The 21,659-nt window shown below is 67.9% G+C and carries 20 protein-coding genes; 14 read left to right on the top strand and 6 right to left on the bottom strand.

The annotated features are described in order from the left end of the window. Window positions 1–23 precede the first annotated feature (23 nt). On the top strand, window positions 24–3,980 hold the full coding sequence (locus tag ACE11G_RS14815; RefSeq protein WP_006894411.1) for a DNA-directed RNA polymerase subunit beta': 3,957 nt from the start codon (window positions 24–26) through the stop codon (window positions 3,978–3,980). A 107-nt stretch (window positions 3,981–4,087) separates the two neighbouring features. Beyond that, entirely contained in the window at window positions 4,088–4,534 is a 447-nt protein-coding gene (locus ACE11G_RS14810; RefSeq protein WP_045536598.1) for an SRPBCC domain-containing protein, read from the top strand. A gap of 13 nt (window positions 4,535–4,547) precedes the next feature. Here ACE11G_RS14810 and ACE11G_RS14805 read toward each other — a convergent pair whose 3' ends face one another. After that, window positions 4,548–5,537 carry an alpha/beta hydrolase gene (locus ACE11G_RS14805; protein WP_375002717.1) on the bottom strand — a complete coding sequence of 330 codons (990 nt, stop codon included), beginning with the start codon at window positions 5,535–5,537 and terminating at the stop codon, window positions 4,548–4,550. Window positions 5,538–5,788: 251 nt separating this feature from the next. On the opposite strand from ACE11G_RS14805, the gene ACE11G_RS14800 reads away from it, so the two are divergent. Together ACE11G_RS14800 and ACE11G_RS14795 are read left to right on the top strand one after the other, a co-directional pair. After that, window positions 5,789–8,287 carry a hypothetical protein gene (locus ACE11G_RS14800; protein ID WP_375002715.1) on the top strand — a complete coding sequence of 833 codons (2,499 nt, stop codon included), beginning with the start codon at window positions 5,789–5,791 and terminating at the stop codon, window positions 8,285–8,287. 32 nt (window positions 8,288–8,319) lie between these two features. Next, entirely contained in the window at window positions 8,320–9,423 is a 1,104-nt protein-coding gene (locus ACE11G_RS14795; protein ID WP_062367410.1) for a DNA polymerase IV, read from the top strand. Window positions 9,424–9,460: 37 nt separating this feature from the next. Here ACE11G_RS14795 and ACE11G_RS14790 read toward each other — a convergent pair whose 3' ends face one another. Genes ACE11G_RS14790 through ACE11G_RS14780 form a run of 3 tightly spaced genes read right to left on the bottom strand, consistent with a single transcriptional unit; the run spans window position 9,461 to window position 10,747 of the window. Beyond that, on the bottom strand, window positions 9,461–9,964 hold the full coding sequence (locus tag ACE11G_RS14790) for a nucleoside deaminase (protein ID WP_045536606.1): 504 nt from the start codon (window positions 9,962–9,964) through the stop codon (window positions 9,461–9,463). Window positions 9,965–9,995: 31 nt separating this feature from the next. Beyond that, on the bottom strand, window positions 9,996–10,481 hold the full coding sequence (locus tag ACE11G_RS14785) for a histidine phosphatase family protein (protein WP_006894417.1): 486 nt from the start codon (window positions 10,479–10,481) through the stop codon (window positions 9,996–9,998). Continuing rightward, entirely contained in the window at window positions 10,478–10,747 is a 270-nt protein-coding gene (locus ACE11G_RS14780) for a hypothetical protein (protein WP_346074722.1), read from the bottom strand. The genes ACE11G_RS14785 and ACE11G_RS14780 overlap by 4 nt, the downstream gene beginning before the upstream one ends. 127 nt (window positions 10,748–10,874) lie before the next feature. Between ACE11G_RS14780 and ACE11G_RS14775 the strand changes: the two genes are divergently transcribed. Together ACE11G_RS14775 and ACE11G_RS14770 are read left to right on the top strand one after the other, a co-directional pair. Further along, window positions 10,875–11,414: an OsmC family protein gene (locus ACE11G_RS14775; RefSeq protein WP_062367406.1), complete on the top strand. Its 540-nt coding sequence runs from the start codon at window positions 10,875–10,877 to the stop codon at window positions 11,412–11,414. Between the two features lie 55 nt (window positions 11,415–11,469). Further along, window positions 11,470–12,330, top strand: a complete 861-nt coding sequence (locus ACE11G_RS14770; protein WP_039866598.1) for a DMT family transporter — start codon at window positions 11,470–11,472, stop codon at window positions 12,328–12,330. A gap of 32 nt (window positions 12,331–12,362) precedes the next feature. Here the strand turns inward: ACE11G_RS14770 and ACE11G_RS14765 are convergent, their stop codons facing one another. Next, window positions 12,363–12,815: a flavodoxin domain-containing protein gene (locus ACE11G_RS14765; RefSeq protein WP_375002711.1), complete on the bottom strand. Its 453-nt coding sequence runs from the start codon at window positions 12,813–12,815 to the stop codon at window positions 12,363–12,365. 270 nt (window positions 12,816–13,085) lie between these two features. Here ACE11G_RS14765 and ACE11G_RS14760 point away from each other — a divergent pair, with 270 nt between their 5' ends. The 3 genes from ACE11G_RS14760 to ACE11G_RS14750 all read left to right on the top strand — a co-directional run bounded on the left by ACE11G_RS14760 (window position 13,086) and on the right by ACE11G_RS14750 (window position 15,055). Continuing rightward, window positions 13,086–13,475 carry an SHOCT domain-containing protein gene (locus ACE11G_RS14760; RefSeq protein ID WP_006894423.1) on the top strand — a complete coding sequence of 130 codons (390 nt, stop codon included), beginning with the start codon at window positions 13,086–13,088 and terminating at the stop codon, window positions 13,473–13,475. A 162-nt stretch (window positions 13,476–13,637) separates the two neighbouring features. Then, window positions 13,638–14,513, top strand: coding sequence for a DUF3558 family protein (locus ACE11G_RS14755; protein ID WP_006894424.1), 876 nt, complete (start codon window positions 13,638–13,640; stop codon window positions 14,511–14,513). After that, window positions 14,510–15,055, top strand: coding sequence for a DUF3558 domain-containing protein (locus tag ACE11G_RS14750; RefSeq protein ID WP_006894425.1), 546 nt, complete (start codon window positions 14,510–14,512; stop codon window positions 15,053–15,055). Before ACE11G_RS14755 ends, ACE11G_RS14750 begins: the two co-directional genes overlap by 4 nt. Before the next feature lie 29 nt (window positions 15,056–15,084). Here ACE11G_RS14750 and ACE11G_RS14745 read toward each other — a convergent pair whose 3' ends face one another. Continuing rightward, window positions 15,085–15,906, bottom strand: coding sequence for an acyl-[acyl-carrier-protein] thioesterase (locus tag ACE11G_RS14745; RefSeq protein ID WP_006894426.1), 822 nt, complete (start codon window positions 15,904–15,906; stop codon window positions 15,085–15,087). Between the two features lie 131 nt (window positions 15,907–16,037). Here ACE11G_RS14745 and ACE11G_RS14740 point away from each other — a divergent pair, with 131 nt between their 5' ends. From ACE11G_RS14740 to ACE11G_RS14720, 5 genes are read left to right on the top strand one after another with little or no spacing between them, the layout of a single operon-like run. Continuing rightward, on the top strand, window positions 16,038–17,720 hold the full coding sequence (locus ACE11G_RS14740; protein ID WP_006894427.1) for an FAD-dependent oxidoreductase: 1,683 nt from the start codon (window positions 16,038–16,040) through the stop codon (window positions 17,718–17,720). Continuing rightward, on the top strand, window positions 17,720–18,958 hold the full coding sequence (locus ACE11G_RS14735; protein ID WP_062367404.1) for a glycosyltransferase family 4 protein: 1,239 nt from the start codon (window positions 17,720–17,722) through the stop codon (window positions 18,956–18,958). Before ACE11G_RS14740 ends, ACE11G_RS14735 begins: the two co-directional genes overlap by 1 nt. Window positions 18,959–18,961: 3 nt before the next feature. Further along, on the top strand, window positions 18,962–19,693 hold the full coding sequence (locus ACE11G_RS14730) for a class I SAM-dependent methyltransferase (protein WP_222111199.1): 732 nt from the start codon (window positions 18,962–18,964) through the stop codon (window positions 19,691–19,693). 2 nt (window positions 19,694–19,695) lie between these two features. Then, window positions 19,696–20,751, top strand: coding sequence for a hypothetical protein (locus ACE11G_RS14725; protein WP_006894430.1), 1,056 nt, complete (start codon window positions 19,696–19,698; stop codon window positions 20,749–20,751). A gap of 55 nt (window positions 20,752–20,806) precedes the next feature. Beyond that, entirely contained in the window at window positions 20,807–21,658 is an 852-nt protein-coding gene (locus ACE11G_RS14720) for an LLM class F420-dependent oxidoreductase (RefSeq protein ID WP_222111197.1), read from the top strand. The last annotated feature ends 1 nt before the right edge of the window (window position 21,659 follow it).

Raw genomic sequence — 21,659 nt, 5'->3', positions numbered from 1 at the left:
GAAGAGACACTGAAAGGCAACTAGTGCTCGACGTCAACTTTTTCGACGAACTGAAGATCGGCCTTGCGACGGCCGACGACATCCACAACTGGTCGTACGGTGAGGTCAAGAAGCCGGAGACCATCAACTACCGCACGCTCAAGCCCGAGAAGGACGGCCTGTTCTGCGAGAAGATCTTCGGACCGACTCGCGACTGGGAGTGCTACTGCGGCAAGTACAAGCGCGTGCGCTTCAAGGGCATCATCTGTGAGCGCTGCGGCGTCGAGGTGACCAAGGCCAAGGTGCGCCGTGAGCGCATGGGCCACATCGAGCTGGCCGCTCCGGTCACGCACATCTGGTACTTCAAGGGTGTGCCGAGCCGGCTGGGCTACCTGCTCGACCTGGCGCCGAAGGATCTCGAGAAGATCATCTACTTCGCCGCCTACGTGATCACCGCCGTCGACGACGAGCTGCGTCACGCCGAGCTCTCGACCCGCGAGGCCGAGATCGGTGTGGAGCGCAAGGCGATCCTCGACGATCTCGAGGCCGCTCTCGCCGAGCGTCAGCAGAAGCTCGAGGCCGATCTGGCCGAGCTCGAGGCCGAGGGCGCCAAGGCCGACGCCAAGCGCAAGGTCCGCGACGCCGCCGAGCGTGAGCTCAAGCGCATGCGTGACCACGCGAACCGCGAGGTCGAGGCTCTCGACGAGATCTGGGACAAGTTCACCAAGCTCACCCCGGGCGATCTGATCGTCGACGAGCGTCTGTACCGCGAGCTCGAGGACCGTTTCGGCGAGTACTTCACCGGCTCGATGGGCGCCGAGGCCATCAAGAAGCTGCTCGAGAACTTCGACATCGAGGCCGAGGCCGAGTCGCTGCGCGAGACGATCCGCAGCGGCAAGGGCCAGAAGAAGCTGCGCGCGCTGAAGCGGCTGAAGGTCGTGGCGGCGTTCCAGCAGTCCGGCAACTCGCCCCAGGCGATGGTGCTCGACGCCGTGCCGGTGATCCCGCCGGAACTGCGCCCGATGGTTCAGCTCGACGGTGGCCGCTTCGCGACCTCCGATCTGAACGATCTGTACCGCCGTGTCATCAACCGCAACAACCGTCTCAAGCGACTGATCGACCTCGGTGCTCCCGAGATCATCGTCAACAACGAGAAGCGGATGCTGCAGGAGTCGGTGGACGCGCTGTTCGACAACGGCCGTCGCGGCCGTCCGGTCACCGGGCCGGGCAACCGCCCGCTGAAGTCCCTGAGCGATCTGCTCAAGGGCAAGCAGGGCCGATTCCGTCAGAACCTGCTCGGCAAGCGCGTCGACTACTCGGGCCGAAGCGTCATCGTCGTCGGCCCGCAGCTCAAGCTGCATCAGTGCGGCCTGCCGAAGCTGATGGCTCTGGAACTGTTCAAGCCCTTCGTGATGAAGCGTCTGGTGGATCTCAACCAGGCCCAGAACATCAAGTCGGCCAAGCGCATGGTGGAGCGTCAGCGCCCCGCCGTCTGGGATGTCCTCGAAGAGGTCATCGCCGAGCACCCGGTTCTGCTGAACCGTGCGCCGACGCTGCACCGACTCGGCATCCAGGCCTTCGAGCCGCAGCTGGTGGAGGGCAAGGCCATCCAGCTGCACCCGCTGGTCTGTGAGGCGTTCAACGCCGACTTCGACGGTGACCAGATGGCCGTGCACCTGCCGCTGTCCGCGGAGGCGCAGGCCGAGGCCCGCATCCTGATGCTGTCCTCGAACAACATCCTGTCGCCGGCATCGGGCCGCCCGCTGGCCATGCCGCGTCTGGACATGGTGACCGGCCTGTACTACCTGACCACCCAGAAGGACGGTCTGACCGGCGAGTACACCGGTGCCACGGACGGCGACGTGGAGCGCGGCGTCTACTCGAGCCCGGCCGAGGCCATCATGGCCGTCGACCGCGGTGCGCTGACCATCCAGTCGCGCATCAAGGTGCGGCTGACCGACCAGCGTCCGCCCGCCGACGTGGAGGCGGAGCTGTTCCCGGAGGGCTGGACCCGTGGTCAGCCGTGGGAGACCGTCACCACCCTGGGACGTGTGCTGTTCAACGAGCTGCTGCCGCGCGACTACCCGTTCATCGACGAGCAGATGCCGAAGAAGCGTCAGGCCGTGATCATCAACGATCTCGCCGAGCGCTACCCGATGATCGTCGTCGCGCAGACCGTCGACAAGCTGAAGGACGTGGGCTTCTACTGGGCCACCCGCTCGGGCGTCACCGTCTCGATGTCGGACGTTCTGGTGCCGCCGGCCAAGGCAGAGATCCTGGAGCGCTACGAGGAGCGGGCCGACGGTCTGGAGCGCAAGTTCCAGCGCGGTGGTCTTACCCCCGACGAGCGTCGCGACGCCCTGGTCGAGATCTGGAAGCAGGCCACCGAAGAGGTCGGTAAGGCGCTCGAGGACTACTACCCCGACGACAACCCGATCACGATGATCCCGAAGTCGGGTGCCACGGGCAACATGACCCAGGTCCGCAACCTGTCGGGTATGAAGGGCCTGGTGACGAACCCGAAGGGTGAGTTCATCCCGCGCCCGATCAAGTCCTCGTTCCGCGAGGGCCTGACCGTTGCCGAGTACTTCATCAACACGCACGGCGCTCGTAAGGGTCTGGCGGACACGGCACTGCGTACGGCCGACTCGGGCTACCTGACCCGTCGTCTGGTGGACGTGTCGCAGGACGTCATCGTCCGCGAGACCGACTGCGGCACCGAGCGCGGCATCGTGGTGCCGCTCGGCGAGAAGCAGCCGGACGGCAGCATCATCCGCGACGCCCACGTCGAGACCTCGGCGTACGCCCGTACGCTCGCGGCCGATGCGGTCGACGCGGACGGAAACGTCGTGGTGGAGCGCGGGCACGACCTGGGCGATCCGGCCATCGAGGCTCTCCTCGCGGCAGGCATCTCCGAGGTCAAGGTCCGTTCGGTCCTGACCTGTGCCACCGGCACCGGCGTGTGCGCGCACTGCTACGGCCGTTCGATGGCCACCGGCAAGCTCGTCGACATCGGCGAGGCCGTCGGCATCATCGCGGCGCAGTCGATCGGTGAGCCCGGCACGCAGCTGACGATGCGTACCTTCCACCAGGGTGGCGTCGGTGACGACATCACCGGTGGTCTGCCGCGAGTCACCGAGCTGTTCGAAGCCCGTGTCCCCAAGGGCAAGGCCCCGATCGCCGAGGTCTCGGGCCGGGTCCGCATGGAGGACGACGACCGGTTCTACAAGATCACGATCATCCCGGACGACGGGAGCGACGAGGTCGTGTACGACAAGCTGTCGAAGCGTCAGCGTCTGCGCGTGTTCCGCCACGAGGACGGCAGCGAGCGTCTGCTGGCCGACGGCGATCACGTCGAGGTCGGTCAGCAGCTCCTCGAGGGCGCTGCCGATCCGCACGAGGTGCTCCGCGTGATGGGCCCGCGTCAGGTGCAGATCCACCTGGTCAACGAGGTCCAGGAGGTGTACCGGAGCCAGGGTGTGTCGATCCACGACAAGCACGTGGAGACGATCGTCCGCCAGATGCTGCGCCGTGTGACGATCATCGACTCCGGCGCCACCGAGTTCCTGCCCGGTTCGCTCACCGAGCGCGCCGAGTTCGAGGCGGCCAACCGGGCCGTCGTCGCCGAGGGCGGGGAGCCGGCTGCCGGCCGACCGGTCCTCATGGGCATCACGAAGGCCTCGCTGGCCACCGATTCGTGGCTGTCGGCGGCGTCGTTCCAGGAGACCACCCGCGTGCTGACCGATGCGGCGATCAACAACCGCAGCGACAAGCTCGTCGGCCTCAAGGAGAACGTGATCATCGGTAAGCTGATCCCGGCCGGTACCGGTATCAACCGCTACCGCAACATCGAGGTCCAGCCGACCGAGGAGGCCCGCGCAGCGGCGTACGCCCTGCCGACCTACGACGACACCTACTACAGCCCGGACGGCACCTTCGGTGCCCCGAGCGGTGCCGCCGTTCCGCTGGACGACTACGGCTTCGGCAGCGACTTCCGCTGATCCGACCGAACGCAGGGTCCCGTCTCCATCCGGAGGCGGGACCCTCGTCGTATCGTGCCTCGACCCGGCGAACGCCGCCGATTTAGAACGTGTTCTACGATGGCCGCATGGCTCTGATCACCGACAGTTCGATCGACATCGACGCTCCCGCCGCCGTGGTGTGGCAGGTGCTGACCGACTTCGATGCGTACGGCGAATGGAATCCCTTCCAGGTGGAGTGCCGATCCACCCTGCGGCCGGGCGATCCGATCGACATGCGCTTCCGGCTCGGTCCGGGCGGGCTGAAGCGGACGCGTGAGTACATCGACGCCGTCGACGAGGGCCGGTCGTTCTCCTATCGGATGAAGCCCGCGCCGTTCGGCGCGGTGCGCAGCCTGCGCAGGCACACCGTGGTGGACCTCGGCGACGGACGCAGCCGGTACGAGTCGCACTTCGAGATCACCGGCCCGGCGTCGGGCATCGTCAAGCTGCTGTTCGGCAAGGAGCTCGTCGCGAAGTTCGCTTCCGTGACGCGGGCTCTGGCGCCACGTGCGGAGGAACTCGCCCGGGAATGAGCGCGGCGTGCGCTCAGGCGCCGATCGCGCGCGCGATCATCGGCCATGAATTGCGAAGGTCGGCGTAGAACAGGCCCCAGGTGTGGACGCCGTCGGGCCGGTGCACGAAGGTGTGCGGGATACCCAGGGCGCTCAGCCGGTCGGCCATATTCGTGGTGCACCGCAGCGCGATGGCCTCCATGATGTTGCCGCCGACGAGCCCGCCGCCGGTGCGCAGCGGATCACCGTCGACGGGACCGGGCAGGCCCGAACCCGCCGACAGGTAGACGGCGGTGCCGCGCAGCTTGGCGGCATTGAGCACTGGATCGTGGGCACGCCAGGCCGGGCCGCCGGGAGGTCCCCACATATTGAGCACGTTGCCGCCGCCGCGGGCGACGATCGCCGTGGCCGCGATGGTGCCGAGCGGATCGGCGGCGCCGGGACAGCCGCTGTACGCGGCCACGGCGCGGTACTTTCCGGGCGCCTGCGTCGCGAGGTCGAGTGCCGGACCGGCGGACATGGAGACACCCGAGAGTGCGCTGACTCCGTTGGTGCGGAAGGCTCGGTTCACCGCTGCGGGGAGCTCCCGGTTGACGAAGGTCTGCCACTTGTTGCGGCCGAGGATCGGGTCGTCGGAGATCCAGTCGGTCATCATCGAGAACCGTCCGCCGATCGGCAGGACCACATTGGTGCGCTTATCGGCGAAGAACCGGCGAACCGGTGTGTTGTTGTACCAGGAGATCCCGTCCTCGGCACCGCCGGCGCCCGGCAGCATGTAGAAAGTCGGAAGTCCGCTCGGCCGTCCGGCGGGATGCAACACGTGCGCGCGGATCGTGCGATGCATCGACGGCGAGTACACCGAGATCAGGCTGACGGTGGCACTGATCCGTTGTTCCGCGGTCACGCGGGGCGCCGCATCGGCCGGAGCGGCGGGCAGCACCAGGAGCGCCATCGTGCCGGCGAGGGCGATGATCGCGAGGCGTGCGATCCAGGGCATGCGTCGAGTAGTGCGAGTTCCTGCCATACAGGGCACCGTACGAGACGGGTGTGACGGATGGGAAACCGGCAAAGCCGGTCGTTTCTGAATCGATAGAGTCGCGAGACTCGGCCCCCGTCGCCGGCGTGCGTTCGCGAGGAATGGATTTGTGCCACCTCGACCTGGGCGAAGTCAGATTCGTGCCACGTCGTCCGTTCAGCCGAAACGAACCCGGAATCTGGCACGAATTATGATTCGACCGATTTGCGAAGAGATCCGCCCCCTTCTGGAGAAGAACTGTGACTGAGCCCATGAACCGTGCGCAGCGCCGCGCACTCGATCGCGCCGAAGGCGCGCGCCGACGCCGGCTGAAGAAGGGGATCGCTGCGGTGGGAGCCGTCGCGGCTCTGGGTGCAGGTGCGGCCATGGCTCCCGCGGGTCACGCCTTCGCGGAGACCTCGACCACCGCGATCGCCGGGCTGGGCGATCTGGACCCGAACGCGATCCTCGGCATGCTCGACGATCCGATGGTCTCCCAATTCGTCGAGATGTGCCGGACGGGTGCGCTCGCGACCGGTCCGGACTCGTCGAAGAGCACGGAGTTCGATCCGGCGGCCCCGCCGCAGGCGATCGCGGACTGCAAGGGCTCCAACGGAACGGGCGTCGCGTTGGTGCTGCCCGAGACTCTCGAGGTCGGCCAGGCGGCCGAGAACATGGTGCTCGACCTCGGTGACGACATCAACCTGCTCGTCGTCAAGTACCGGATGGGGGAGCGGAACCTGCTCGAGATCCTCGGCGGCGTCACCCTCGGCAGGGACTTCGTGAAGGGCGCTGCCTCCGCGCTGGGCATGCCGAGGGTCGATCCGGGCGCGTTCGACAAGTACAAGACCTACGCCGAGATCCAGCGCGACGCGGCCCTGCCGGTGAACAGGGCGGCGAAGGACGGATGCCTCCAGAACGACGGATCGATCAAGAACACGGTGCTGGGCGGCTGCCTCTTCGTCGGCGGTACGAAGGTCACCAAGGGCGAGGATCTCAATCTCGAGAAGCGCACCGAGGCGCTCAAGCTCGCCGAATACCTGACCAACCACAAGTACGACTACACCCAGCCGCAGGATCTGCCTGCTCCGGTGAAGCCGATCGGCAGTTCCACCATCGTCGGCGACGGCATCAACGTCGCGCTGTCGATGCGCGGGGGAACTGCGCTCGCGCAGACCGCCAACGCGCTGGCGGTAGCGCTCGCCGGCGCCGATCACGGGCGGACGTCGACCGCGCAGTCGCAGCTGGGTCTCGCGTCCGCGGTGAACATGGACACCAGCGACATCAAGTTCACCTGGTTCGGACAGGAACTCGACTTCACCCAGCTGCGCAATGCGGGTCTGCTCGACTCCAGCCTCGCGGGTGAGGCCGGGGCCGACGCCGCCGGAATGCTCGATCTGGTCGACGGCATCAACGGCAACCTGCCGGGTCTGAAGGAGGTGGCCTGCTTCGGCTTCCAGACGCGGGCGACGGCGGAGGGCCTCGGTTCGTGTACCAACGCCCTCGGCACGTTCGACTACTACAAGGATCTGCGTCCGGTCACCGACGGCGGTCACCGCCAGGAGCAGTGGGGACTGACCGACGTCACGTCGTTGCTCTTCGGCAACGATGCGCTGCTGAAGCAGATGGCACCGCTGCTGTCGGGCGACGGCGACCTCGGCTCGATGATGGACACTCCGTTCGTGGCCGACATGCTCAAGGCGTTGATGTCCGGCGAGGACCGGATCAAGTTCGCCAAGGACTTCGTGCGGTTCACCAAGGACGTGCAGACGGTGTACGCCAAGGAACCGGTGTTCGAGGCCGACGGGGTGACCCCGAAGCTCGATGCCGACGGCAAGCAGGTGATGCGGGTCAAGACCGCGCCGCGGATGGTCGGCGTGTACGAGTGGGTCAATGAGGAGTACCAGGCGCCGGTCGTCGACGAGAACGGCGCTCCCGTCATCGACGAGGAGACCGGCGAGCAGAAGACCGAGACCAAGACCAGGTCGGTGAAGAAGCCCAAGCTCGGTCCCGACGGCAAGCAGCTGATGGAGCAGGCCACCGATGAGTCCGGTGCGCCGATCCTCGATCCGGTGGTGGAGCGGACCGTCACCGCGCACTGGCTGACCAGTGATTACGGACTGCGCAACCCGATCACCGTGGAATGGCTCGGACACCAGATCGTGTTCTTCCCGCCGGTGGAGGTGAACGGCAGCACTCGCCCGAACCTGATCGGACTGCCGCAGATCACGAGGATCACTCAGGGTGCGCACGCCGGCCTACTGCCGAAGATCAGCCTGGTGCAGGTGGACAATCCGTTCGGACTCGGCACCCTGAGCCTCGACAACCCCTTCGATCCCATCGGGACACTGCGCAACTACCTGAACACTGTCACGATCGGCGACGACGTGAAGTTCGCCAAGAACCTGATCGACGGGCTCACTGCGAAGCAGACAGGGCCGACAGGGCCGGGGAGTCCTGCCGAGCCGACGCAGGATGACGACACGGCGACCCTCGCCGCGGTCACCACCTCCGCTCCCGAGCGTGCGCTCGACGACGCGGTCGTCGGCGAACCGTCGACGAATCTGCCTCCGATGATCGTCAACCCGGCTCCGGAGCCGGCCCCGATCGAGATCGTCGCGCCCGCGCCGTCCCAGGAGACGCCGACCCAGGATTCGCCGTCTGAGGAGCCCGCCGCCGGGACGCCTGCGAGCGAGACCCCTGCGAGCGACCAGCCCGCGCCGGAGACTTCCGCCACCGAGCCCGCCCTCGCGGGCTGATCCGCCCGCCGGTGTTCCCATACAGTTGACGCATGGGTGTCCCGACCCGCTACCGATGGCTGCTCCACGTCGACCTCGACCAGTTCCAGGTCTCCGTGGAGCGGCAGCGGCGACCGGAGTTGGTCGGACAGGCGGTGATCGTCGGCGGGGACGGCGATCCGACGCGTGCCCGGCAGGTGGTGACCTGCGCCTCGTACGAGGCGCGCGCGGACGGAGTACGGGCAGGTATGCCGATGCGCGCCGCGAGCAAGAAGGCGCCCGACGCGGTATTCCTCCCGCTCGACATGGGGGAGTACGAAGCCGCATCCGAGCGCGTGATGGACGTCCTCCGGGGATTCGGCGATGCACTCGAGGTGTGGGGCTGGGATGAGGCCTATCTGGGAATCGAAGACCGCGCGGGCCCGCGTCTGCTGAGTGCCGCCGACGTCATCGAGACGGCGCGGAGCATCAGACGAGCGGTGGTGGCGGCGACCGGGTTGGACTGCTGCGTGGGCGTCTCCGACAACAAACAGCGTGCCAAGGCGGCGACCGGATTCGCGAAGCAGGCCGTCCGGAGTCCGGAGGCCGGCGAGGAACAGCGGGTCTTCGTGCTCGACGACGGCAACTGGGCCTCGCTGATGAACCACCGTCCCTGCCGCGAACTGTGGAGTGTGGGATCGCGGACCGCGGCCAAGCTGTCGGCCGCGGGAATCGACACTGTGGCGCAGCTCGCCGCCGCCGATCGAGACGACTTGACGGCGATGTTCGGCCCGCACCAGGGCGACTGGCTGTACGTGCTGTGCCGGGGCGGAGGCGATGACGCGATCTCCGACGAGCCGCGGATCGCCAAGTCGCATTCGAAGGCGCGGACCTACGACACCGACCTCACCGATCCCGGCCGACTGCACGAGGCGGTGCGGGCCCTCACCGAGGAGGTGCTCGAACAGGTGGTCGCGGAGGGGCGCACCCCGTTCCGTGTCGGCCTCACCGTACGGACGGCCACATTCTTCACCAGAACCAAGATGCGTAAGCTGCCGGCTCCGACGACGTCTCTCGATGCGATCGCGGCTGTCGCGGACGATCTGCTCGACGCCTTCGAGATCGACCGGCCGATCAGACTGCTCGCGGTGCGGCTGGAACTGCTCGACCCGGAGTGAATCCGGCGGCAGTGCGGCCGCCGGATTCCGGCGCGGGTCAGGTGAGGTTCACTCCGGCCGAACGAGCGTGCAACTCGCGGATCTCGTCGGCCAGTTCGGGGGCCGGACCGGAGACGGGGACGTCCGGTGCGACCTCGTTGATCGGCAGGGCCGCGACCGGGCCCTCGGGCAGACCCCACTCGGTGCGCCAGGTGCTGAGCCGGCGGGCGCCGACCGCGTAGACGATCCGCCCCAGCCCGACCCACGCGTGCGCCGCCGAACACATCGGACAGTGTTCGCCGGAGGTATAGACGGTGGCCGCGGCTCGTTGTTCCTCGGTCAGATTCTTCGCCGCCCACCGGGCGATCGCGAACTCCGGGTGCCGCGTGTGGTCGCCGGCACCGACCCGGTTGCGGTCGGCGAACCGGACCATGCCCTCGGCATCGACGATCAGCGAGCCGAACGGTTCGTCGCCCGAGTCGAGCGCTTCGCGGGCGAGAGTGATGCATCGACGCAGGTGCACCAGGTCCACGTCGGTCGGTGCGGTGATCGTGTGGGTCATGCGGCCGACGTTACCGTGGAGAACCCCGCGGTCAGCGGGGTACCCGGAACGCGAGGAGCCGGGCGTCGGCGTCCACGTCGAGCCCGAGGCGATCCCAGGGCACACCGATGCGCAGCACCGCGTAGGCGGAGGTCGGAAACCGGTCGATCTCGCCGGCCGGATCGAGGCTCAGGGCGGTCTCCGGCATGCCGGGGAAGTGCCCCACCACCAGCACGGTGGACGCTTCGGGCGGGGTGTGGATCCGAACCGCCTCGAACACCTCCGACGGCGTCCCGCCGTACAGATCGTCGATGAACTCCACCGGCGCGGCGACGCCGGTCTGTTCGAGGGTCATCCTCGTCCTGAGCGAGGTGGAACAGAGCACCTGATCGACGGCGAGGCGGTCCTCGGTCATCCATCGTCCGGCGAGCTGCGCCTGCCGCATCCCGCGCTCATTCAGCGGGCGATCGTGATCGTAGACACCGTCCGGATAGGCGGACTTGCCGTGCCGCATCAGAATGAGGGTGCGGTCGGTCATGCGGCACCGGTACTGCGCACGGTGCGGTCGGCCGCCATGCGCCGAAGCAGTTGAGCGGTCTCTCGCCACGCCGAGACCTCCTGCACGTAGAGGACGTGCTCCTCGATGCGTTCGTCGGTGAGCGCCTCGTCGGCGAGCTCGGTCAGTTCCAGCAGTTCGTCGACGCAGTGGTTGATCAACGCCGGGATGCGCGAGCCCCCGCAGGCATCGTCGATGTCCTGCGACGACAGTGTCGTCATCCGCTCGAGTTCTCTGCGATAGCTCATGCCCACACGGTAGATCCAGGGGGTGACAGAACCGGGCAGGCGCGGCCGCGGCGGGGCCGGACGAGGCTTAAACCCGCTGTGGCCGCAACCCTGTGCGGCGCCTCGGGATCTTCGTACGGTTCCATCCATGACGACAACACAGCTCATCGACATCCCGGATTCGCGGACCCCGCTCAACTCCATCGCCGCCGCCACGGCCGATGCCGTCGCCGCCAGGGCGAGCAATGCCCAGGTGGTCTTCGGCGCATCCGCGGTGGCGACGGCCGGAGTGTCGAGCGAGGTCTCCCTGCGCTCGTTCAGCGTCCGGGTCGACGAGCCGCCGACCCTCGGCGGAACCGACAGCGCGCCCAACCCGGTCGAGTACTACCTGGCCGCACTGCTGTCGTGCCAGGTGGTGACCTACCGCTTCTGGGCCGAACGGCTCGGGGTGGAGTTCGACGATCTCACTCTGTCGGCCGAAGGTGATCTGGACGTCCGCGGGTTCTTCGGACTCGACGCCGACGTGCGACCGGGATTCACCGCGGTGCGCGTGATCGCCGACATCTCCGGACCTGCGTCGGACGGGGACTACCAGCGGCTCCAGGAGATCGTCGAACGCCACTGCCCGGTGCAGGACCTGACGGTGAACGCCACGCCGGTCACCACCGAACTCCGCATCGCACGCTGAGTCCCACCGGCCGGTAGCCGACTCGGGCGGTGTCGCGGGCACTAATCTGTCAGTGATGCATACCTGGGCACCGATACTGCTCGCGATCACCGCAGCAGTGCTGATCGCCGGCGGAACCGTGCTTCGGCAGCGGGCGTCGGCCGCCAGTGGCGCCATCACCGCCGGCTGGTGGCTCGGAGCCGTGATCGCACTGGCCGGCTTCGGTCTCCAGGCCGCCGCGCTCGGCCTCGGATCGATACTCGTGGTCCAGCCACTGGTGGTGCTGGCGGTCCTGTTCGCGCTGCCCATGGAGGCCTGGATAGACAGACGCCGGTTCGAGCGCGCCGAATGGCTGTGGGGTCTGACGCTCGTGGTGTGCGTGGTCCTGTTCCTGGTGCTCGCGCGCCCGGTATCGACCGATCGGCGACCGAACGTGGTGGTCATGGGCATCACGGTCGGGGCATTGGTGCTGGGGATCATCGGAATCGTGGTCAATGCCGAACGGTGCCGGAGCGCGCATTTCCGAGCGCTGAGCTACGGTCTGGCGTCCGGAGCGTTGTTCGGCGTGTCCGCACTGCTCATCAAGGCTGTCGCCCTGCGCATCGTGGACGACCCGCTGTCCGTGCTCCCGCATGCCGAGCTGTACCTGCTCATCGCGGTCATCGTGCTGGCGATCGTCGCGCAGCAGCGGGGTTTCGGTGCCGGCGATCTGCAGACCTCGTTCCCCGCGATGAACGTGATGGAACCGACCGTCGCCATGATCCTCGGCGTCGCACTGCTCGGCGAGAACATCTACGTCAGCGCGCCGACGGCCGTGTTCCTCTGCGTCGTGGCGCTGGTCGCGGCGACGGCGGTGGTCAAGCTCGCCCAGGACGCGGCGGTCCGAGGCGGACAGCGGAGTGAGACGCGTGAAGAGCGGGTGAACGTCGGACCGTGACGTCCACGCACTGAGTCGGGGTGTGTGCCGGCTCAGTCCTGCTCGATGAGCGCCGGGAGCGACTGCGCCCATTTCTCGGCGGCCTTGGCCGGCTTCACCGCCGAGGACGCGTCGTGGCGGAAATGCTCGCCGACCTGGACCGCGCCCAGCTCGGTGAGCTTGGCAGCCATGATCTCGCCGCCCTTGTTGTAGGTGTCGCCGTAGACGGTGTCGCCCATGCCGAACACCGCGAAACGCAGCCCGGCGAGGTCCGGCTTCTCCTCGTCCAGTTCGTCCGCGAACGGGAGCGCGCTGGAGGGCAGTTCGCCCTCGCCGTAGGTGGAACAGACGACCACCAGGAAGTCGTTCGCGTCGAGATCCTCGACCGCGAACTCCGCCATGTCGTACACCGACGGATCGTGGTCTGCTGCCAATACGTCTGCGATGGCGTCGGCCACGAGCTCGCCGGTGCCGGTCTCGGTGCCGTAGAGGATGACAGCTGACATAGTTGCTTACTCCTGGGTATTGCGGTCTGCGACGACGATTACGGTAGCGTAACCTAATCGCTCAGTCGAATCCCCTACCAGGGACTTTGTTCCCTCATGAGGCCGGGGCGGACCCGTTGCCCCACTGTCGTGACGACCGAGGGGCCCGTGATCGACGCTGCGATGAGGCTCGAGTGGCTGCCGGGACCATAGTCCTTTACGGGTGATGCTGTTGCCCATGAGGTGCCGAGCGTGGATACGATTGACGCCCGTCTAAGAAAGTAGGTCCCCATGGACTGGAGTTCGTTCTGGAACGTGATCTGGTACACGGTGCTGGTCTTCGCCTTCATCGCATACCTGATGGTGCTCTTCATGGTCCTGACCGACCTGTTCCGCGACCACAAGCTGGCCGCCGGATGGAAGGTCGTCTGGATCATCTTCCTCATCGTTCTTCCGTATCTCACAGCGTTCGTCTACCTGATCGCGCGCGGGCGCGGCATGACCGAACGCAGTCAGGCAGCGGCGCTGGCCGCGGAGAAGGCGAACCAGGAGTACATCCGGCACGCGGCGGGCAAGAGCTCGCCGGCCGCCGACATCGCGACCGCGAAGTCGCTGCTCGATGCGGGCACCATCACCGAGGCCGAGTACGAGGCCCTCAAGGCCAAGGCCCTCGCGTCCTGAGCTGATCGCATTCGACCCGATGCCCGGGACCTGCTCGTCAGGTTCCGGGCATCTGCGTCTCTCGGGGCACTGCCCGCGTCTCTCGGGCACTGCGTCTTCCGGGCGGAGTCCGCGGGGCCGATTACTGTGGGGGACGATCGGACTGCCACGGGAAGGGGCGTGATGGCGACGCGCATCGACAGCTGGATCTGGGCGATCCGGCTCACCAAGACGCGGTCGGCCGCGGGTGCCGCGTGCCGCGCCGGACACGTCCAGCTCAACGGTGCGACCGCCAAACCCGCGGCGCCGGTCTCGATCGGCGACCGGGTCACCGTGCGGCTGAACGGTCGCGAGCGGATCGTCGAGGTGACGCGGCTGATCAGCAAACGGGTCTCCGCACCGGCCGCGGCCGAGTGCTACATCGACCACAGTCCGCCTCCGCCGCCGCGGGAGGTTCTTGCCAGCCTCCCGCGGCGCGATCGGGGTTCGGGACGGCCGACGAAGCGCGAACGCAGGCAACTCGACCGTTTCCGCTCGGAGATCATGCTGGTGACGCTCGCCGCGCTCGCGGCACTGCTGCTCGCCGGGTGCTCGGGCGGCGGTTCCGACTCGGCAGATGTCTCCGAGACGCCGAAGGCGGGAACGGGTCCGCAGTTCGCGCGATGCGGTGGGCTCACGACCGACGACGTGGTCCGGATGTCGGGCATGGCGGGTCTGCGGCTGGCGATCGACAATCCCTCGACGTGTGAATGGCGCGCCGACGCGCAGCGCAACGGTTCGGTCTCGTTCAACTGGTACCGCGGCTCGCCGATCGGACGCGAGCGAGGGACCGAACAGCTCAGCCGCGACACGACGCAGGACTACGAGATCGACGGCAATCCCGGCTTCCTCGCCCATACCGCGGGCATCTGCGAGATCGGCGTCGCGTGGGACGCCGACTTCATCGAGATCTCGCTGGCGTCGCCGATCAGTCCGGGCGCCGGTCCCACCATCGCCGAGGACCAGCTGTGCGGCGCCGCGAAGAGCATCACCGAGAAGGTCGTGAAGGGGGCGGCATGACGTCGATCCGGAGGCGGGCGACCGCGGCGGTGCTGGGCCTGGCAGCGGTCGCGGCGTCGGCAGCGTGCACGGTGGACGGACAACCCGTCCGCGAGGGAGGAGCGGTCGGTTCCGACACCGGCCACGTCGACACCAGCCGTTTCGACAAACTGCTCGCCGAGTGCGAGGTACTGCCCGCGGCGACGATCGCGAAGGCGGTGGGCGGAACCACCGCCGAATCGAACTTCTTCGGAGCGAACTGCCGTTGGTCGGTGCTGCCGCAGCAGATCGACGTGACCTTCAACTGGTTCGAGTGGGGCGATTACAACCTGGAGAAGGAGACCGCGCAGCATCTCGGCTTCACCACCGAGAACATCTCGGTGCAGAGTCAAGCGGCCTTCACCCAGCGCGACCCCGCGAGGCCGGCTGTCTGCGGAGTGACCGCGAAGTCGCCCGCAGGCGGGATCTTCACGTGGTGGGTGGAACCAGAGGGGCAGCAGGCCGGTGACGCCTGTGCCGCGCCGGTCAAACTGATGGAGTTGATCCTGACCGGCGCCAACTAGTCCGCGCGGGATTCACGGCGCGGATTGATTCACGGCGCGGGAATCGACGCCACCGAGACCGACGCCGCCACCTGCGGTTCGCCGGCGTCGTCCGGGATGACGAACCAGATCAGCAGGGTGCCGTCGAGCCGCTGCCTGCGGATGGTGACGCGCGTGCCGGGGGTGATCGGACGCAGGTACTCGATGATCGCCCGGTGCGGTCCGTCGATCAGGTCGGCGTGATGGACCAGCTCGTCCTCGACCGCTTCGAAATAGGCGGCGTTGTTGAGGTGTTTGAACGGGTCGAAGTCGGTGATCCGCAGGACGTGTTCCCGGTCGGGCAGTTCCAGTGCTTCGGCCGCCGGCGGGGTGGCGGGATTCATCGCCTTCCAGCGCAACCGGTGCTCGTCCGTCATCGCGGTGAGCGTCTCCATCGCGAGATCGCTGATGCGTGCGGGCGTTCCCGACTCGGTCATGTTGATCCAGAAGGCCTCGGTCTCCACGAGGCCGTCGGGCCGCGGCTCGGGATTGAACCGGTTGGTTCCGCCCTCGGCGGTGATCCGGACGCGCATGTTGGTCCACCGCGTCGACAGTGCGCCGCACCACCGTTCCATCCTCAGCTCCGACGGCCAGGTGATCGGTTCGAGGACGTCGATCACGGTCCGGCGGATGATCCAGAAGGGATCGGTGTCGGCGAACGGAAGGACGGCGATGTTGTCGTTCGCGACGTCCTGCAGATATCGAGCGATCCCGTCGAGCCGAACTCTCATGTCCTGGTCGATGTCGCCGGTCCGGACGCGGTATCCGGCCGAGTAGAAGTCGGCTCCCGGCTTGCGGTCCTCCAGGGGCCGGTAGGCCTGCGGTGCGGTCATTCGGGTGGGGACTCCTCTGCTTCGTCCGGAGACGGGGATACGCTTCGGGCATGGCGGGGGTGTGACCTCGAATACGGTACTCTCGGAGAAACTAGAACACGTTCACCCTTGAGCTCGAAGGGATGTCCCAGATGACGCACGTAATCACGCGATCCTGCTGTAACGACGGATCTTGCGTTGCCGTCTGCCCGGTCAATTGCATTCATCCGACACCGGACGAACCGGACTTCCTCACCGCCGAGATGCTCTACATCGACCCGGAGACGTGCATCGACTGCGGCGCCTGCATCGACGAGTGTCCGGTGAGCGCGATCTATCCGGACGATCAGCTGCCCGAGAGGGAAGAGCCCTTCCTCCAGATCAACGCCGACTACTACAAGGACCACGACGTCGAAGGCGGACTCGTGCGGCATCCCAAGCCGCCGCAGCTGCCCGACACCGAACTCCGTGTCGCCATCGTCGGAGCCGGGCCCGCCGCCTTCTACGCTGCCCAGGAGCTGGTCAAGAAGGCCCAGGTGCGCGTCGACATGTTCGACCGTCTGCCCACCCCGTACGGGCTGGTCCGGGCCGGAGTCGCCCCCGACCACGCGCAGACGAAGGGGGTCGAGGAGACCTTCGCCGCGGTGGAGCGGAAGCGGAACTTCACCTACCACCTGGGCGTGGAGGTGGGCGAGCACATCACCCACGACGAACTGCGCGAACGCTACGGTGCCGTCCTCTACGCCGTCGGCGCCGCACACGACCGCCGCCTCGACATCCCCGGTGAGGATCTGGCGGGCTCGATCGCCGCGACCGACTTCGTGGCCTGGTACAACGGCCACCCCGACCACGCACAGCGGGAGTTCGACCTCAGTGCCGAGCGCGCGGTGGTGATCGGCAACGGAAACGTGGCGCTCGACGTGGCGCGCATCCTGGTCACCGATCCCGACGAGCTCGCACGGACGGACATCGCCGACCACGCACTCGACGTCCTCCGCGCGTCCAAGGTGCGCGAAGTGGTGGTCGTGGGACGGCGCGGTATCGAGCACGGCGCCTTCACCAACGGGGAGTTCGTGTCGCTGGCCGACCTCGAAGGCGTCGACGTGGTGATCGACGAATCGGAGTTGACGCTGTCCGAAGAGACGGCGGCCGCGCTGGCCGACGACTCGCTGGACTCGGTGATCGCGACCAAGATCCGCCTGGCCCGGGAGTTCGCCGCGATGCCGCGGACCGAGGGGAATCGACGGATCGTATTCCGCTTCCTGACCTCTCCGGTGGAGATCACCGGTGACGGTGCGGCCGCCTCGGTGAAGCTGGTGCGCAACCGCTACATCGGCGACGGCGGGATCGAGCGCACCGACGAGATCTCCGAGCTCGACGCCGGGCTGATCGTCCGGTCGATCGGATACCGGAGCCGGCCGATCAAGGGCCTGCCCTTCGACGAGGGCCGGTCGGTGGTCCCGAACGCCGACAGCCGCGTCCTCGACGGGTCGGCCGGGGATCCGATTCCGGGCGTCTTCGTCGCCGGCTGGGTCAAGCGCGGACCCACCGGGGGCATCGGCCGGAACCGGCTGTGCGGCGAGGAGGCCGCGGCGGCGATCCTGGCCGACTTCGCCGCCGGCGCGCTGACGGATCCCGCGGTCGACAACTCCGACGTCGCCGACCTGGTGGCCTCTCGCGGCGCACATCGCGTGGATCTGGCCGGCTGGAAACGCATCGACGCGGCCGAACGCGAGGCCGGGTCGGAGTCCGGCCGCCGACGGGTCAAGTTCGTCTCCGTGGAGGAGATGACCGGCGTGGCCGGTCAGGCCGATCCCGTCGGACAGGCCCTCTAGTGCGGATCGCGCTGCTGTCGTACCGCAGCAAACCGCACTGCGGGGGCCAAGGCGTGTACGTCCGCCATCTCTCGCGGGAACTGGTCGCACTCGGCCACGACGTGGAGGTCTTCTCCGGTCAGCCGTATCCCGAGCTCGACGCCGGCGTCCGGCTCACCAAGGTGCCGAGCCTGGACCTGTACGGCGAACCCGAACCGTTCCGGACTCCGCGGCTCGGCGAGTATCGCGACTGGATCGACGTGCTCGAGGTGGCGGCCATGTGGACCGCGGCGTTCGGTGAACCGCTGACGTTCAGTCTGCGGATGGCGCGGCTGCTGCGCGGCCGGCGAGCCGACTTCGACGTGGTGCACGACAACCAATGCCTGGGCTACGGGCTGCTCGATATCAAGCGTCAGGGTTTCCCGCTGGTGGCGACGATCCATCACCCGATCACCCGCGACCGTTCGCTGGCGGTGAAGGCCGCCGTGGGACTGAAGAAGATCAGCGCGTGGCGGTGGCATTCGTTCCTGGCGATGCAGGGCCGCGTGGCGCGGCGGATTCCGTCGCTGCTGACCGTCTCGAACAGCAGCGAACAGGACATCCGCGATGCGTTTCACGTGGAGCCGGGCGCACTGGCGACCATCCCGCTGGGCGTCGACGTCGATCTGTACGCGCCCCGCGGCGAGCGGGTCCCCGGGCGGATCGTGTGCGTCGCGAGCGCCGACGCACCGCTCAAGGGGGTCTCGTACCTGCTGGAGGCGGTCGCCAAGGTGGCCGTCGAACGGGACGTGCACCTCACGCTGGTGTCGAAGCTGGATCCGGATGGCCCCTCGGCGCGGCTGATCGACGAACTGTCCATCGGCGAGCGGGTGTCGGTGGTCTCCGGACTCGACGACGCCGAGCTGGCCGACCTGTTGGCGAGCGCGGAGATCGCCTGTGTGCCCTCGCTGTACGAGGGCTTCTCGTTGCCCGCGGTGGAGGCCATGAGTTGTGGCACACCGCTGGTGGCGACTCGTGCGGGCGCGATCCCGGAGGTGGTCGGCGAGGACGAGTCGGCCGCCCTCCTGGTTCCTCCCGGCGATGCCGGCGCTCTCGCGCAGGCGCTGCTCCGGCTGCTCGAGGATCCGGAACTGGCGGCGCGCACGGGCGCGGGCGGTCGCGCCCGTGCCACCTCGAGGTACAGCTGGTCGGCAGTCGCCAAAGCGACAGCGGATCGATATCGGGCGGCCGTCGACGCCGCCGCGGGCGAAGGGAACTGACACGTGCTCACTGTGGATTTCGACCGTCTCGCCGTCGGACCGGGAGTCAAGGCCATCGACATCGGCGCCGGTCAGGGCCGTCACTCGTATGAGATGCTGCGCCGCGGTGCGGAGGTCATCGCCTTCGACCAGAACGAGAAGGACATGGCCGACGTCGCGGAGATGTTCGGCGCGCTGGCCGCGGCGGGGGAGGTTCCCGAATCGGGTGTCGCGCGCACCGAGGTCGGCGACGCGCTCGCGCTGCCCTACGACGACGAGTCCTTCGACGTCGTGCTGATGTCGGAGATCCTGGAGCACATCCCCGACGACGAGGCGGCCATCGCCGAAATGGTCCGCATCCTCAAACCCGGCGGGTCGGCCGCGGTCACCGTTCCCCGCTACTGGCCGGAGAGGGTGTGCTGGGCGCTCTCGGACGAGTACCACGAGGTGGAGGGCGGCCACGTCCGTATCTACCGCGAGTCGGAGCTGGCCGACAAGCTCGCGGCCGCGGGCCTGGAGATCACCGGATCGGGACACGCGCATGCCCTGCACGCGCCGTATTGGTGGCTCAAGTGCGCGGTCGGCGTCGACAACGACCGCAACCCGCTGGTCCGCGGCTATCACAAGATGCTGGTGTGGGACATGATGAGTAAGCCGTGGGTCACCCGTGCGGGCGAGCAACTCTTGAATCCGCTCGTCGGGAAGTCGGTGGCGATCTACTTGCGCAAGCCGGCCGGACTAGCCGAATCCGCGTAACGATGGCCGTCCCCTCCGTGTCCGGCGTCCTGACGCCCGCGCAAGTGCGCGCGACCGGAGCCGCGATCGTCGGAATGCAGGAGCCCGACGGTGCGCTTCCGTGGTTCCCGGGCGGCAAGACCGACCCGTGGGATCACGTCGAGTCGGCGATGGCCTTGTCGGCGAGCGGCTACCTCGACGCTGCTCGTGCGGCGTACGAATGGTCGGCGCACACCCAGCGCGACGACGGTTCCTGGCCGATGGAGCTGCGGGCCGGGCGGGTCGTCGACCCCGGCGTCGACAGCAACTTCTGCGCCTACATCGCGGTAGGAGTGTGGCATCACTATCTGATCACCGGTGACGAGGCCTTCCTGTGGAGCATGTGGCCCACGGTGCGTGCCGCTCTGGACCGGGTGTTGATGTTCCAGCGCGGCGACGGGGCGTTCCGATGGGCGGCCGACTACCGGACCGGAGCCATGTTCGACGACGCCCTCCGGACCGGTAATTCGAGCATCTACTCGGCGCTGTGCTGCGGTATCCGCATCGCGGGCGAGGTGGGAGCCGACGCCGGCACGTGGGAGCGTGCGCGCGGTGACCTCGCGGTGGCGTTCACCCGGCCCGACGAGGTCTTCGTCCCGGCCGGCGAGCATTCGATGGACTGGTATTACCCGGTTCTCGGCGGGCCCCTGCGCGGCGATGCCGGCCGCGCGCAGATCGATGCGGAGTGGGAGAGGTTCGTGGTTCCCGGACTGGGAGCGCGGTGCGTGGACCATCGCCCGTGGGTCACCGGCGCCGAGACCAGCGAGCTCGCGCTGGCGCTGGAGGCGCTCGGCGACGTGGATCGCGCGGCGGCGATGGTGGAGTCGATTCAGCACCTGCGTGATCCCGACGGTTCGTACTGGACCGGGCTGGTCTTCGCGGACGGTAAGCGCTGGCCGGTGGAGCGCAGTTGCTGGACGTCGGCCGCGGTGATCCTCGCGGCGGACGCGATCAGCCGTGCGACACCCGCCGGCGGCATCTTCGCCGAACTCGACGACGACCGTCTCGCAGCCGATGAACCGGTAGCGCAAGGGCGATGATTGGACTAGTGTCCAGTCTAGCGTCCAGTGAGGGCGTCTGAGTTCGGAGGGCCAAGTGGATTACGGAATCGTGCAGTTCACCAGCGACCGCGGTCTGCGACCGCACGAGTTGGCGCCGCTGATCGAGCAGGCGGGCTTCGCCGCGTACTACGTGCCCGAGCACAGTCACATCCCGACCAGGCGCGAGGCGGCCCACCCGCGGACCGGCGACGCGAGCCTCCCCGACGAGAGGTACACCCGGACGCTGGACCCATGGACGTCGTTGGCGGCCGCGGCGGCGGTCACCTCGCGCATCGAACTGTCGACGGCGGTGGCGCTGCCCGTGCAGTCGGACCCGCTGACCCTCGCGAAGACGATCGCGACCCTCGATCACCTGTCGGGCGGACGCGTGCGCCTCGGCGTGGGATTCGGCTGGAACCTGGACGAGTTGTCGGACCACCACGTCCCGGCGGGCCGCCGGCGCACGATGCTGCGCGAATACCTCGAGGCGATGCGCGCCCTGTGGACGCAGGACGAGGCCGAGTACCACGGTGAGTTCGTCGATTTCGGTCCCAGTTGGGCGTGGCCGAAACCGTCCCGGACCATCGGGGTGTCGGTGGGCGCGGCGGGCACCGAGAAGAACTTCACGTGGATCGCGCGCAATGCGGACGGTTGGATCACGACACCGGGCGAGACCGACATCGACGAGTCGGTGGCCCTGCTCAAGACGATCTGGGCCGACGCGGGACGCGACGGCGCACCGCAGATCGTCGCGCTCGACATGCGGCCGGACGCCGAGCGGCTGGCGCGGTGGGACCGGATCGGAGTCACCCGCGTCCTCTACGGGCTGCCGGACGAGAACGCCGCCACCGCGCGCTCGTATCTGGAGAAGCTGGCGGGCAAGCTCGGACTCGGAGTCGCCGCGTAGG

This window comes from Gordonia sp. PS3 (assembly GCF_041950545.1).
Taxonomy (GTDB): Bacteria; Actinomycetota; Actinomycetes; order Mycobacteriales; family Mycobacteriaceae; genus Gordonia; species Gordonia sihwensis.
This window is presented reverse-complemented; position numbering and strand designations above follow the sequence as displayed.